Origin of the sequence: Massilia sp. LC238 (assembly GCF_000735635.1) — a bacterium.
Classification (GTDB): domain Bacteria; phylum Pseudomonadota; class Gammaproteobacteria; order Burkholderiales; family Burkholderiaceae_D; genus Telluria; species Telluria varians.
In genome coordinates, this window is the sequence record NZ_JNNN01000024.1 from 1 (window position 1) to 14,142 (window position 14,142).

The window sequence follows — 14,142 nt, forward strand, 5'->3', positions numbered from 1 at the left end:
GCGCGCCTGGACATGCGCCGGCTGCGGCGCGTACCACGACCGCGACGTCAACGCGGCCATCAATTTGCAACGGCTCGCCACCGGCGCCCTCGCGGCGGCAACGGCGCTACCCGTGGCGAGTCCGGCGGCGACGCCGGGCACTGCCGCCGGCCAGGTGCCGGCGGGAGGCGGGAAAGTCACGCCTGCCAGGCACGAGCTCGGTCAACAAGACGGTTCGGGGCAGGAAGAGAACGCTGCACACTTTTGTGCACGTTTTTGCTAGCAGATCAGGATCCCGGTCCTGCACCCGGTAGACGTTGCCGGCCATCAGCCGGCCGCTGGTCTTGACTTCGGCCGCCTGGGCCGGTCCGGCCGCCAGCGCGGCAAGTGCGATCGCCGCGCCTGTCCTGCGAACGGCAACGCTGGTTGCCGGCGTCTCATGTCGGGTCATCCCTGCCCTTATCCGATTCGGCGCGTGCGCTCCAGGCCCAAGCCTGTCGCACCTGATTTGATATTGCGCCTGATCAATCCTAATGACCGGTCGACACGCTGTCAATACAGCGTTGCTTTTCAGGAACTAATCATGAGGCCGGCCCGGGCGCCAGCTCATCCCAGGCCATGGCGGCGCTCAGGAACAGGCGTCCATTCAGCGCCTGCAGCAGCGTGCTGTGCTTGAGGCGGTCCATCACCGGCCCCTTCACCTCGGCCAGGTGCAGCAGCACCCCGCGCTGGCGCAGCGAGGTGTTCAACTCCCCGAGCCCGAACAGGGCCGAGGTATCAATGGCGTTCACCGCCGACAGCACCAGCACCAGGTGGCGCGTGTCGGGGCGCGCCGCGAGTTCGTCCTCGATGCGTTCGTTCACCGCCTCGACGTTCCCGAAGAACAGCCCGGCGTCCACGCGCAGCATCAAGAGGCCCGGTGCGGTCTCGGCCGAATAGCGGTCCACATTGCGGAAGTGCTCGGTGCCATTGATACGGCCCAGCACGGCAATGTGGGGACGGCTGGCGCGCCAGATCAGCGCCCCCATCGACAAGGCCACGCCCACCACCACGCCCGCTTCCACGCCCAGCACCAGTACCCCGGCGCCGGTGGCCAGCAGCGCCGCCGCGTCGGCGCGGTCGTAGCGCCAGGAGGTGCTCAAGGTCGACAGGTCGAGCATGCCGAGCACCGCCACGATGATGGTCGCCGCCAGCACCGGCAGCGGCAGCAGCGCCAGCCAGCCGGTCGGGGCCACCAGGGCGAGCGCCAGCAGCGCGGCCGTGATGATGCTGGCCAGCTGGGTGTTGGCGCCGGCCGCGAAGTTCACCGCCGAGCGCGAGATGCTGCCGGTCACCGGGAAGCCGCCGCTGAGGGCGCTGCCGATGTTGGCCGCGCCCAGGCCCACCAATTCCTGGTTGCTGCCCAGCTTCTCGCCGCGCTTGAGCGCCAGCGTCTGAGCGCCGGACATGCTGATCAGGAAGATCATGAAACCGATCAGGAGCGCCGGCTGCAGCAAGGCCTGCCAGTGCCCGCTTGACATCGCCAGGTTCAGCCCCGGCAGTCCCGCCGGTACGGAGCCGGTGGTGGCCACGCCGAGCGCTTCCAGCTTCAGCAGCGGCACCAGCGCGGTCGCCCCGATCACCACCAGCATGGGCGCCAGCTTGGCGCCGATGTCGGCCGCCACCGGCGGCAGCCCGGCGCGGCGCAGGCTGCCGGCCATGTAGTGCCGCGCCCAGACCAGCACGGCCAGCGCGCCCAGTCCCAGCGCCGCGCTCGGCCAGTGGACGGCGGGCGGCGTGGCGCCCAGCAGCGGCCGCAGCTGGCCCCAGGCGATCAGGAGCGCCGAGCCGAGCGTGAAGCCGCTCATCACGGGACGGGAAAAGAAGTTGGCCAGGAAGCCGATGCGCAGCAGGCCGCAGGCCAGCAGCACAACACCGGACAACAGCGCCAATTGCGCGGCCAGCACTCCATACAGCGCGCTGCCGGGCGCCGCCAGCGGAGCCAGGCTGGAGGCCGTCATCAGGGAAATGATCGCCATCGGGCCGACCGACTGGGTGCTGCTGGTGCCGAACAGCGCGTACAACAGCGGTGGCACGATGCTGGCGTAGATCCCGGCCACCGGCGGCAGGCCGGCCACCAGCGCATAGGCCATGCCCTGGGGGATCATCATCATCGCGACGACGATGCCGGCGCTGATGTCGCCCGGCAGCATCGAACGCCGGTAGTGCTGCAGCCACTGAAGCATAAGGTATTGCCCGACAGAAAAGCCGCTAGCCTATCATGCGGCTTATTGCATCGCCAGTTCGACGCAGTTGCGCCCTGCCCGCTTGGCACGCGCCAGCGCGGCATTCACGCGCACCGCCAGCGAATCGCCGTTTTCCAGTTCGCCCAGCTGCGCCACGCCGAGGCTGACCGTGACGCGGTCGCAGCCCGGGATCTCGGCGGCCTCGATGGCCGCGCGCAGCTTCTCGGCCATTTTCAGGCCGTCGATGGCGCTGGTGTGCGGCGCGATCACCTGGAACTCCTCGCCGCCCGAGCGCACCAGCACGTCGCTCGAGCGCAGCAGGGCGCGCGCGGTGTCGGCCACGGTGCGCAGCGCGATATCGCCCACCGGGTGGCCGTAGGCGTCGTTGACGTTGCGGAAGCGGTCGATGTCGAAGGCGATCAGGGCCAGCGGCGTACGGTAGCGGCGGGCGCGCTTGATCTCCTGTTCCATCAGGTATTCGCCATGGCGGCGATTCGCCACGCCGGTCAGGGCGTCGAGGGTCGCCAGCTGGGTGACCCGGCCGAGCAGCTCCTCGCTTTCGCGCATCAGCTCCGCCATGCGCAGCCCGAAGGCGGCCAGCTGCGCCAGGTCGTCCAGGGCGGACAGCTGGGCGCCAGAGAGCGGGCGCGCGTCCCCGAACAGCAGGCAGAGGGCGCCGCGCGGCGCGCCCGGGCCCGATGCCGGCACCGGCACGCCGAGCACCATCTGCACGCCCTGGGCACGCAAGGCTTGCGCGAGCAGCGGCTCGCCTGCCTTGTCGACGGCATCGAGCAGCACGGTCTCGCCGCTGGCAGCGGCCAGGAGGCTCGGAAAGGCATGGCGCAGCGGCGCCTGCAGCAGGCGCTCGCCGCGCCCGAGCACGGCGGCCAGGTCGAGCCCAGCGCGCCCGTGCTGCGCTTCCAGCCGCAGATCGCCGCCCTCGTGGCGCTGGAACATCGCGGCATGCACCACGCCGGGCCAGTCCAGCAGGGCCAGGCACAGGCGCTCGCCGAAGCGGATGCTGTCGTCGGCCTCGGCCAGCGCCCCCTGGGCCCTGCTGCGCACCGCCAGCAGCGCCGCCAGCTCCGTTTCCATCGGACTGGCCGCGGGGGCCGGCGAGAACGCGGCGCGCAGGCCTGCGGCGACTTCGCGACGCAGCTCCTCCGGCCCCAGGGGGCCGATCACGTAGGCCAGCGGGCCATGGGCCATCAGGGCCGGCAGCCAGCGCGCATTGCCGAAGGGGCACAGGACCAGCACCGGCCTGCCTTCGCGCTGCGCCACCAGCTGGCCGAGCGCCGGCAGGTCGATGCCGATCTCGAAGCACTCGAGGTCGAGCACCAGCACGTCGGCCGGCTGCTGCGCCAGCATGGCAAGGGCCTGCTCGGCGCCATCGACCACGCGCAAGGCGTCGAACAGTCCGGCACACGCTTGCTGGAACGCGCTGCGGCGCTGCCCGGCCGGATTGACGAACAGGCCGCTGCACGCCTGCCCTGCGCCTTCCTGCTGAGACATCCCTTCTCCTTTTATTTCCTGGCGAGCCAGTTTGCGAAAAACGCTGGCAAGTTTGCCATAAAGCCATGGGGGGGCATAGTGAAGAATTGTCTCCGTGTGTGTGGGAGCGCACCGTCCGGCACGGAGCGACGCGTCGATACTCTACGGGTCGACTGAACGTTCACGGGAGCACGCAATGGCACACCAGGATGACGTGGCAAACAAGCAGAAGGCGATCCAGAGCCGCCAGGACCAGCAGGACGGCAGCATGCAGAAGGCGGAGAACGACGAGGCGGTGCAGACCGGGATCCAGCAGCCGGCCCCGCCGATGCCCGAGCAGCATCTCGCCAAGCCGGGCATCGAGGCCCAGATGGAGATGAAGCCGAAGTTCATGGCGGAGCAATACAAGGGCAGCGGCAAGCTCGAAGGCATGAGCGCCATCGTCACCGGCGCCGATTCCGGCATCGGACGTGCGGTCGCGGTGCTGTTCGCGCGCGAAGGCGCCGACGTGGCCGTGATGTACCTGAACGAACACGAGGACGCCGAAGAGACCAAGCGCTGCGTCGAGGCGGAAGGCCGGCGCTGCGTCACCATCGCGGGCGACGTCAAGGACGCCGCATTCTGCAAGGACGCGGTCGAGAAAGTGGTCGCCGAGTTCGGGCGCCTCGACGTCCTCGTCAACAACGCGGCCTTCCAGGAACATGCCAGCTCGCTGCTGGACATCACCGAGGAGCGGCTGGACGAGACCTTCCGCACCAACATCTACGGCTACTTCCACATGGCGCGCGCGGCCCTGCCCCACCTCAAGGAAGGTTCGTCGATCATTAACACCGGTTCGGTGACCGGCCTGAAAGGCTCGAAGAAGCTGCTCGACTATTCCGCCACCAAGGGCGCCATCCACGCCTTCACGATGTCGCTCGCGGCCAGCGTGATCGACCAGGGCATCCGCGTCAACTGCGTGGCTCCGGGCCCGGTCTGGACGCCGCTGAACCCGGCCGACCAGTCGCCCGAGGACATCAAGGAATTCGGCGCCAGCACCACCTTCAAGCGTCCCGCCCAGCCGGAGGAACTGTCGCCGGCCTACGTGTTCCTGGCTTCGCCGGTGTGCTCGGGCTACATCACGGGGGTCATCCTGCCGGTGACCGGCAAGGTAGGCGAATAAGGAGGAGTTATGCCGCGCAGCATGTGGAAAGGTGCGATCAGCTTCGGGCTGGTGCACATCCCCGTCGATATGTACCCGGCGGTCGACAACAAGGGGCTCGACCTGACCATGCTCGACCGGCGCGACTTCTCGCCGGTCGGCTTCAAGCGCTACAACAAGGGCAACGGCAAGGAAGTCTCCTGGGACGACATCGTCAAGGGCTACGAGTACACCAGCGGCGAATACGTCGTGCTGTCCGACGAAGACCTGCGGCGCGCCAACCCGGAGGCGACCCAGACCATCGACATCCTCGCCTTCGTGGATGCCGAGGACGTCTCGCTGCTCTACTTCGAGCAGCCCTACTACCTCGCCCCCGGCAAGGGCGGCGACAAGGTCTACGCCCTGCTGCGCGAAACCCTGCGCAAGGCAGGCAAGATCGGCATCGCGCGCGTCGTCATCCGCGTCAAGCAGCACCTGGCGGCGCTGGTCTGCGTGGGCGATACCATCGTCATGAACACGCTGCGCTACGCCGACGAGATCCGCGATGCGGGCGACCTCAAGATCCCCACGGCCGACGACAAGAAGGCCGCGATCACCGACAAGGAACTCAAGATGGCGATGGCCCTCGTGCAGGGCATGGCCGAGGACTGGGATCCCGAGCAGTACCACGACACCTACCGCGAGGACGTGCTGGCCCTGATCGAGAAGAAGGTCAAGGCGCACCAGACCAAGACCATCACCATGCCCGAGCCGGGCGAGACGAAGCGCGAGACCGGCAAGGTCATCGACCTGGTTTCGCTCCTGCAGGCCAGCCTGGGCAAGAAACCCGGCAAGGCCGCGGCCATTGATGACGACGACGACGACGACGAACCGCCGCCGCCGAAGAAACGCCGGCCCGCTGCCGAGGACGAGGACGAAGAGGAAGCACCGCCTCCGCGTGCGCGCAAGGCCGCCGCCCACGGCACCGACCGCGTCGCCGCCAGCGGCGCGGCGCCGAAGCGCAAGACCGCCACCAAAGCCGCGGCCAAGCCGGCGGCAAGGAAAACCGCCGCCAAGTCCACCGGCGCACCATCGACGGCCGCTCCGCGCCGCAGGAAGGCGGCGTGACGGATGGATGAATTCATCGACTTCCTCCAGTGGCCGGCGATGCTGGTCACCCTGTTCGCGGCCTACCTGATCGGCTCCAAGCGCGCCGAGCGGCGCGTGTTCGGCTTTTCCATGTTCATCCTCAGTAACTTGCTGTGGATCGTGTGGGGCATCCACGACGAAGCCTTGGCCCTGATCGTCCTGCAGGCGGCGCTGATGTGCATGAACATCCGCGGGATCTTCAAGAACGAATCCTGAGTCCGGCCACCCGGCCCGGGCGTGTCAAGGTCCGGCGACAGCGAGCGCGGCGCCTCCCTGGAGCCGACGCCGCATCATGTCCCTGGCCACTCCCAGCGCCTGGTCCGGCGCCGCCGCGATGTCCGGCTTGACCCCGCGTCCTTCCCAGTTGGTGCCGGTAATGGAACTGATGCTGCGCTGGTTGGGTATCTGAGCAAAGAAGTGCTCGCCGATGCGGTAAAAGCCCATGGGGTGGGCGCCGCCCCAGGTCCGATCGCCGATCACGGTGGCGCGTTTCAGGGCCTGCATCGTGTACGCGAAGTCTTCGCCGGCGGACGCCGTGCGGGGGCCGACCAGGATCAGGATCGGCTTGCTGCCGCCGTAGCGGTTACCGACGAGCTTGTCGTGCGTCCAATGCTGGACCGCATTGCCGGTCTCGCGATCCCAGATGTCGTTGAGGCGTGTGGGCCGGTCGACGAAATAGCTGATCAAGAGGGCCACCGCTTGCGGATCGCCGCCGTCATTCTTGCGCAGGTCGACGACGAGGCCCCCGGTATCGGCGAGTTCATCCATCGCTGCACCGAACTTGCCGGCGACCGGGAGGGCATCGGGGAAACTGGAGATTTTCAGGTAGCCGACATTGTCGCCGAGGCGTTCGACCTTCACTGCACGGGCTGCCGTGCGGCGCATCATCAGGCGCTCGAGAAAGTTGGTGCGCTGCTCCCACTCTGCCTGCGTCGCCGCCGGCGCTTCTCCCATTTCGCTGACCAGATCCAGGCCGGGAGCGAAGCGCACCTTCAGGTGCTGGTCCTTCGCGACGCCATGGATATCGGCCGTGAGCTGCGTCGCCAGCCGGTAACCGTCCTTGGTTTTATCGTATCTGCCTTCCTGCTCGCGCTGGCGCAGGACGGCCTCGAATTGCCTGGCCTTCTCGGGAAAGACATAGTGATCGTTCAGCTTCGCCACCAGGGCATCGATCATTGCGGTACGCATTGCACGGTCGACCACTACCTCCGGTCGGGGCTTGAAGGCCAGCCAGAACACGGCCAACACCAGCGAGATCGCTATCACGGTCACTATTCTTTTCATTGTTTTCCTCTGGGTGAACGAACATTACTATGAGCGAGACAATCCAGTGGCAGAAGAATAGCACAGCCATTACCAACTCCTGGTAGTTTTTATTGCCATGCAAGCGCAGCTCTAGCGAATCCGGGTTACATGGGCGTCACGCGCGGCATGCCATCCGAGGCGCGCCGCGATGATGCGGCGGTATGCGGTATCGATATGCGGCGGCGTGCAGCGCACGTAACGCTCGGCCTGGGCCCGTTCCTCGCCCGGCAGGCAATCGAGGGCGCGTACTACCTCGTCCGGCGTCGGCACCCGCCCGGACTCCCCCTCGAACTTGGCCGGCAGCGCGGTCCATACGGCGGCGTCGAGACGCATGCGCGCCAGCCAGGCGGCGATGCGCTCGTCGCTTCGGGCACCGTCGACCGGCGGGATGCTGCCGATGTAGTCGGGCCTCCCCGGCGCGATCTTCTCGCGCTCGCCCAGCATCGCACGCGCCGCATCGAGGTCGGAGGCATCGAGATAGGCCCAATAGGTCGGCATGGGGCGCGCGCCTTCGCACAGCACCAGGGCGACTTCCGCGCTGTCGTCGCTCTTGCGCACGAATTCGAGCGGCAGGCGTGGACCGCCGGGATGCCAGCCCGAGGCCAGCTTGAGGGGGGCGGGCTTCCACAACAGGGAGCCCCAGGCGATGCAGACGATGTTCATGGTCGGCCGGCGGTGGTGAAGTAGGCACTCCAGCTTGCCAGAGAAGCGTGGCGTGCATGAAGCGTGCACCGTGATTGTCTCGTAGCGTGCGTGCCCTTCGCCGCGCGTGCGCGATACTTGGCATAACCCGACTATGCCAGATGCGACCATGCCCAACAGCGCCATGCCCTTCCTTGTGTTGACCCGTGCCGGTTTCGACGACATCGCGGCCAGGGTTGACCTCGGCAAGGCCAGCCTGTTCCTGAATCCCGGCCTGCTGTCGGAAACCGACATCGCGCGGCTACGCGAGATGGGCACGGCGGTGCACGTGATGGCCACGCCAGTGGATCCGATGAAGCCCCAGCAGGTGCAGCAGGCCCTGCTCCTGACGCGCACTGCGCGCGGCAGCGTGTGGGTGGAACGTGGCACGCCGCGTGCCGCCACGGCGGCCAATGCCGCCGACAAGCTGCAGCAAGCCAGCCGGGAGGTGGTACCCGCCACGCCGCTACGCCAGCGCCTGGCGCGCGGCGCCGGCGCCTTTGCCAGCGCCGCCCTGCGCCGCTTGAGCGCGCCGGAAAGCGGGCGCCGCCTGATGGCCGTGCCCTACCTCGGCTTCGGCAATGCCGGACGGGTGTGGCTCAAGGGCCGCCTGCTGGACGAGGCGGCCTTCCGCGAGCAGAGCGACACCGACAGCGGCTGGCAGAACCTGGTCGCCCTGTACCGCCGGCTCGAATCGGATGAGGTGGCGGGTGCGCGCGTGCTGGCGCACTTTGCCGGCGCCACGCACGAAACCCACACGGATCGGGGCGGCTACTTTTCCTTCGACTTCGTCCCCGCCGCCGAACTCGGCGGCGGCTGGCACGAGGTCGAACTCGAATTCCCGGACAACCTGCAGCCCGACGGCCAGCCGCTGCGCGCGACAAGCGAGATCCGCGTCCCGGCCGCCAGCGCCCGCTTCGGCATCATCAGCGACATCGACGACACCGTCCTCTGGACCAATGTCACCAACAAGCTGAACATGGCGCTGATGCTGGCCCGCACCAACCACCATACGCGCAAGCCCTTCAAGGGCGTAGCCGGCTTCTACCGCGCCCTGCGCGACGGTGCCAGCGGCAGCGAGGACAATCCCCTGTTCTACGTCTCGAGCAGCCCCTGGCACCTGTTCGGGCCCCTGGTCGACTTCCTCAAGCTGCAGGACATCCCGCTCGGGCCCCTGCTGCTGCGCGAGCTGAGCGTGCGCCAGGTGCTCAAGATCAACGAGCACGGCAACCACAAGCTCGAACAGATCGAGCGCATCCTGGATTTTTATCCCGACATGCAGTTCGTACTGATCGGCGACAGCGGCGAACAGGACCCCGAGATCTATGCCGAGGTCGTGCGCCGCCATCCGGGCGCGGTCAGGATGATCTACATCCGCAACGTCAACCCCGATCCCTCGCGCATCGATGCGCTCGACCGACTGATCGACGAGGTGAGTGCCACCGGCACCCAGCTGGTGCTCTCGCCCGACAGCGTGTTCGCCGCCTCGCACGCCGCGGCCGAGCGCCTGATCGCGGTCGACCGACTTCCTGGGATCCGCTCGGACAAGCGCGAGGACGACAATGCCCCCCCTGCGAAAACGGGATTGTGAAAAACTATCAAGCTGATTCAATTAATCAAATTTATTAATTCTCCGTTGAGCCATAGAATCTCCCTATCGAGTACACAACAAGGAGATTCCTGATGAGCCAGCCCCGCCTTACCACCGCTTCCGGCATCCCGGTCGCCGACAACCAGAATTCGCTCAGCGCCGGCCCGCGCGGCCCGTTGCTGCTGCAGGACTTCCACCTGATCGAGAAGCTGCAGCACTTCAACCGCGAGCGCATTCCCGAGCGCGTGGTCCATGCCAAGGGCTCGGGCGCCTACGGCAGCTTCACCGTCACCCACGACCTGCGCCCCTTTACCAAGGCCAAGCTGTTCTCCGAGGTCGGCAAGGCCACCCCGGTGTTCCTGCGCTTTTCGACCGTCGGGGGCGAAAAAGGCAGCGCCGACAGCGAGCGCGACCCGCGCGGCTTCGCCCTGCGTTTCTATACCGAGGAAGGCAACTGGGACCTGGTCGGCAACAACACCCCGGTGTTCTTCATCAAGGATCCAATCAAGTTCCCGGACTTCATCCATACCCAGAAGCGCGATCCGCAGACCAACCTGAAATCGGCCAACATGATGTTCGATTTCTGGAGCAATGCGCCGGAAAGCCTGCACCAGGTGACCATCCTGTTCTCGGATCGCGGCACCCCGGACGGCTACCGCCACATGGACGGCTTCGGCAGCCATACCTATAGCCTGATCAACGAAGCCGGGCAACGCGTGTATGTGAAGTGGCACTTCAAGACCCGCCAGGGCATCAAGAACCTCAGCGCCGCCGAGGCGGTCCGACTTGCAGGCACGGACCCGGACCACGCCCAGCGCGACCTGTTCGAGGCGATCGCCCGCCAGGACTTTCCGCAGTGGGACGTCAAGGTGCAGGTGGCAAGCGAACAGCAGCTGGCCGACTGGGAGGCGCGCACCGGCTGGAACCCCTTCGACCTGACCAAGGTGTGGCCGCACGGCGACTTCCCGATGCTGCCGGTGGGTGTGCTGGAACTGAACCGCAACCCGGACAACTACCACGCCGAAGTCGAACAGGCCGCGTTCTCGCCGGCCAACGTGGTGCCGGGCCTGGGCTACTCGCCGGACAAGATGCTGCAGGGCCGCCTGTTCGCCTACCACGACGCCCAGCTGTACCGGGTCGGCACCAACCACCAGCACCTGCCGGTGAACGCCCCGCGCTGCCCCTTCCACAACCAGCAGCGCGACGGCGCGATGGCGATCGCCAACGGCGGCGCGGCGCGCAACTACGCCACCGTCGATTCGGTAGGCCGGGGAGCGCTGGGCATGGGCCATGGCGAGCCGGAACTGCCGATCAGGGGCGACGCCGGCCGCTACGACTTCCGCGGGATGGAAGACGATTACACCCAGGCCGGCAACCTGTTCCGCCTGATGAGCCCTGCGGCGCGCCAGAACCTGTGCGACAACCTGGCAGGGCCGCTCAGCGGGGTGGACGAGGATATCCTGCAGCGCCAGCTGCGCCAGTTCGACAAGGCGGATCCGGCGTACGGGCGGGGGGTGCGGGCGTCGTTGAAGGCGCTGGGCCGTAACGTTGAGTGAAACCTTGGTAGCTCAGGGTGCGAACTTGGGTCCCGGCCTCCGCCGGGACGACGGTTTTACGGCTAGCGCAGAGAAATCCTCTCCATAGCTGCCAAACTGAATACCGTCGTTCCGGCGAAGGCCGGAACCCAATTTTGCATGAGCAGCAAGCGGTATCTCACCTACTCATCAAACCCCAGGATCTTCATCGCCTTGGTGAGCCCCTTCGCGGCTTTCGCATAGCCCGCCCACGGTTCGTTCCCCTTGTCCAGCCGCGTGTGCACGTTTGCCACCGTCCACTGCGCGCTCGACTTGAGCTTTTGCAGCTCGTCCCATGCCAGGGGCACCGAAATGCCCAGCCCGGGGCGTGCACGCGCCGCCCAGGCGCTGATGGTGGTCGCGCCGCGACCGTTGCGCAGGTAGTCGATGAAGATCTTGCCGACCCGGTTCTTGGCGCCGCTCTTGAAGGCGAAGCGGTCCGGCAGCGTGGCCGCCAGGTGGCGCACGATGGCCTGCGAGAAGGCTTTCACGGTATCCCAGCCGTATTCCGGCTTCACCGGCACCACCACGTGCAGGCCCTTGCCGCCGCTGGTCTTCAGGAAAGACGGCAGGCCCAGCTCGTCGAGGAAGGCATGCATGATCTGCGCCGCTTCCTGCATCTGCTGCCACTCCACGCCCTCGCCCGGGTCGAGGTCGAACACCATGCGATCCGGCGTCTCGTAGCTCCTGGCCAGCGCATTCTGGGTGTGCAGCTCGATCGCGTTCCACTGCGCCAGGGACAGGATACCCTCCACGCCGGCGATCTCCAGCATCGGCGGATTGTCCGGGTCGAGCGCCTGGTCCATCTGCTTCACGCCCGGCAGCTTCTTCACGTCGGCATGCTTCTGGTACACCAGCTCCGCACCGATGCCGGCGGGGGCGCGCACCAGGGTCAGCGGACGGCGCTTGAGGTGTTCCATCATCAGCTCGCCCACCAGCGCGTAGTAGCGGATGATGTCCAGCTTGGTGATGCCGGTGGACGGGTCGACCACCCGCGCGGGATTGGTGACCCGCAGCGAGTCCGGCAGCTTGCGGTGCAGGCCGGCGGGCGGCGGCGACACCGGTTCGTCGGGCGCCTCGGCCCGCGCTTTGCCCTCGTCGATGTCCTCGATGTGGCGCGGCTCCTCGCGCGTGATGCCCCTGGCCGGCTTGTCATTACGCAGGCCCTGGAACACCGGATGGCGCACCGAGCCGGTATTGGTCCATTCCGAGAAGCTCACCTCGGCCACCAGCACCGGTTTGACCCAGTGGTGCTGGCGCCCCGGCACCGCGCGCGGCGGGAACGGACTGTCGTCGGTACGCAGGGCTTCCAGGCGTTCCTTGATGTCCATCAGCGAAGCGTGGTTGAAGCCCGAACCCACGTTGCCCGCATAGCGCAGCACGCCCTCGCGGTCGTAGGTCCCGAGCAGCAGCGAGCCGACGCCCTGGCGCGAGCCCTTCGGGTCGGTGTACCCGCCGATCACGAATTCCTGGCGCAGGCCGCACTTGAGCTTGATCCACTCGGGCGAGCGGCGCGTCACGTAGCGCGAATCGCGGCGCTTGCCGATCACGCCTTCCAGGCCGATCTTGCAGGCCGCCACCACCAGTTCGTCCGGGTTGGTCCCGAACTCGGCGGAGAAGCGCACCTTGTCCGACTTGGCCTTCTTGAGGATCTGTTCCAGCGCGGCGCGCCGCTCGACCAGGGGCACGTCGCGCAGGTCGTAGCCGTTGCAATAGGGAGCATCGAACAGGAAGTAGACGATGTCGGCCGTGCGCACGCCATCGAAGGCCAGCTGCAGCAGGCCGAAGTTCGGCTTGCCGTTCTCGTCGTGGACCACGATCTCGCCGTCGTACCAGCCGTCCGGCAGCCCGATGCGCTGCAGTTCGTCGCGCAGCGGCGCCAGCTTGTCGGTCCAGTCGTTGGCGTTGCGCGTGATGAGCCGAACCGTACCCTTCTCGACCCGCGCCAGCATGCGGTAGCCGTCGAACTTGACTTCGAATACCCAGTTTTCCGGGTCCAGCGGCGGACCGTCGACCAGCGTCGCCAGTTCGGGCGTGAAGGCTTCGGGCAGCTCTGCCTCGACCACGCCTTCCGGCAAGTTGGGCGCCGCGGCCTTCCTGGCGCGCGTGGATGTGCTGGTGGACTTCGCGCCGGCCTTGGCCGCGGGCTTGGCGGCGGCGGCCCGCTTGCGCGCCGGCTCGCGCACGTCTTCCGACTGGGCTTCGGATGCCGCCTCGGCCTTCAGCGCCGCCACCTTGCCGCGCGCGGGCTTCGGCATCGGCAGGTCCTTGACGCTGTCGGGCATTTCGTCGACCACCGAGAATTCCTCGGCCGGCCGGGCGTGCTCGTCGTTCTCCTTGATCAGGAGCCAGGGTTCCTGCTTGTCGTCGCCGCGGCCCTTCATGCGCACCAGCACCCAGCGCCCGTGCATCTTGTGGCCGTGGATGACGAACTTCAGGTTGCCCTTGCGATAGCCCTCGTGCGGATCGCCGACTGGTTCCCAGGTACCCTTGTCCCAGATGATGACCTTCCCCGCACCATATTGTTTGGGCGGAATGGTGCCTTCGAAGTCGGAATAGGAAATCGGGTGGTCCTCGACGTGCACGGCCATGCGCTTGTCGTGGGTGTCGTAGCTCGGTCCTTTCGGAACGGCCCAGCTCTTCATGGTCCCGTCGAGTTCCAGCCGGAAATCGTAGTGCAGGCGCGTGGCCCAGTGTTTCTGGATGACGAAGGTCAACGCCTCGGTACTGGGCGCGCCGCCCTCAAGGGGCTCGGACGTGATGTCGAAATTGCGCTTGGCCTTGTACAGTTTGAGCGCGTCTGGCATGTGCCACCTCCCCGGCTACGGTCGTGGGTCCAGTGTAGGCCGCGCCCGGCTGGCGCGACTGTACGCCAGCTAACCCTGCCTTCCTTTGTAAGCAAATGTAAGCCCGTCAACCGGCCGGCCTGCGCAGCCGTTGAGGGTTCAGCAGTACATAACAGGCCGCTCGGGCCCCACCATATCCAAAGGACAGGTTCGCCCTGTCCTTTGTCGTATTCGACGCCAT

Annotated in this window: 11 protein-coding genes; 6 read left to right on the forward strand and 5 right to left on the reverse strand. The window is 67.1% G+C overall.

Annotated elements, in window-relative coordinates; all coding sequences use genetic code 11:
- The coding region (locus FG94_RS26440) for a zinc ribbon domain-containing protein (RefSeq protein ID WP_152570852.1) at nt 1-262 on the forward strand (262 nt) is incomplete at its 5' end.
- 298 nt (nt 263-560) lie between these two features.
- Here FG94_RS26440 and FG94_RS05130 read toward each other — a convergent pair.
- Entirely contained in the window at nt 561-2,204 is a 1,644-nt protein-coding gene (locus FG94_RS05130) for a SulP family inorganic anion transporter (protein WP_036207991.1), read from the reverse strand.
- Between the two features lie 42 nt (nt 2,205-2,246).
- Entirely contained in the window at nt 2,247-3,716 is a 1,470-nt protein-coding gene (locus FG94_RS05135; protein WP_036207994.1) for a diguanylate cyclase, read from the reverse strand.
- Between the two features lie 175 nt (nt 3,717-3,891).
- On the opposite strand from FG94_RS05135, the gene FG94_RS05140 reads away from it, so the two are divergent.
- From FG94_RS05140 to FG94_RS05150, 3 genes are read left to right on the forward strand one after another with little or no spacing between them, the layout of a single operon-like run.
- Nucleotides 3,892-4,857 (forward strand): SDR family oxidoreductase, encoded by a 966-nt coding sequence (locus FG94_RS05140; RefSeq protein ID WP_051996226.1) that lies wholly within the window; start codon nt 3,892-3,894, stop codon nt 4,855-4,857.
- A gap of 9 nt (nt 4,858-4,866) precedes the next feature.
- The gene (locus tag FG94_RS05145) at nt 4,867-5,943 is read left to right on the forward strand and encodes a Ku protein (protein ID WP_036207997.1); all 1,077 of its coding nucleotides are present in this window, start codon (nt 4,867-4,869) and stop codon (nt 5,941-5,943) included.
- A 3-nt stretch (nt 5,944-5,946) separates the two neighbouring features.
- Complete coding sequence (locus FG94_RS05150; RefSeq protein ID WP_036208000.1) at nt 5,947-6,180, forward strand: hypothetical protein; 234 nt, start codon at nt 5,947-5,949, stop codon at nt 6,178-6,180.
- Between the two features lie 24 nt (nt 6,181-6,204).
- On the opposite strand, the gene FG94_RS05155 is transcribed toward FG94_RS05150, so the two are convergent.
- Together FG94_RS05155 and FG94_RS05160 are read right to left on the reverse strand one after the other, a co-directional pair.
- Nucleotides 6,205-7,230 (reverse strand): S41 family peptidase, encoded by a 1,026-nt coding sequence (locus FG94_RS05155; RefSeq protein WP_161783941.1) that lies wholly within the window; start codon nt 7,228-7,230, stop codon nt 6,205-6,207.
- 129 nt (nt 7,231-7,359) lie between these two features.
- Nucleotides 7,360-7,932, reverse strand: coding sequence for a hypothetical protein (locus tag FG94_RS05160; protein ID WP_051996230.1), 573 nt, complete (start codon nt 7,930-7,932; stop codon nt 7,360-7,362).
- A 148-nt stretch (nt 7,933-8,080) separates the two neighbouring features.
- On the opposite strand from FG94_RS05160, the gene FG94_RS05165 reads away from it, so the two are divergent.
- Entirely contained in the window at nt 8,081-9,541 is a 1,461-nt protein-coding gene (locus FG94_RS05165; protein WP_051996232.1) for an App1 family protein, read from the forward strand.
- Nucleotides 9,542-9,633: 92 nt separating this feature from the next.
- Nucleotides 9,634-11,097 carry a catalase gene (locus tag FG94_RS05170; protein WP_036208002.1) on the forward strand — a complete coding sequence of 488 codons (1,464 nt, stop codon included), beginning with the start codon at nt 9,634-9,636 and terminating at the stop codon, nt 11,095-11,097.
- A gap of 161 nt (nt 11,098-11,258) precedes the next feature.
- Here the strand turns inward: FG94_RS05170 and ligD are convergent, their stop codons facing one another.
- Nucleotides 11,259-13,922, reverse strand: a complete 2,664-nt coding sequence (gene ligD, locus FG94_RS05175; protein WP_036208005.1) for a DNA ligase D — start codon at nt 13,920-13,922, stop codon at nt 11,259-11,261.
- Nucleotides 13,923-14,142: the final 220 nt, after the last annotated feature.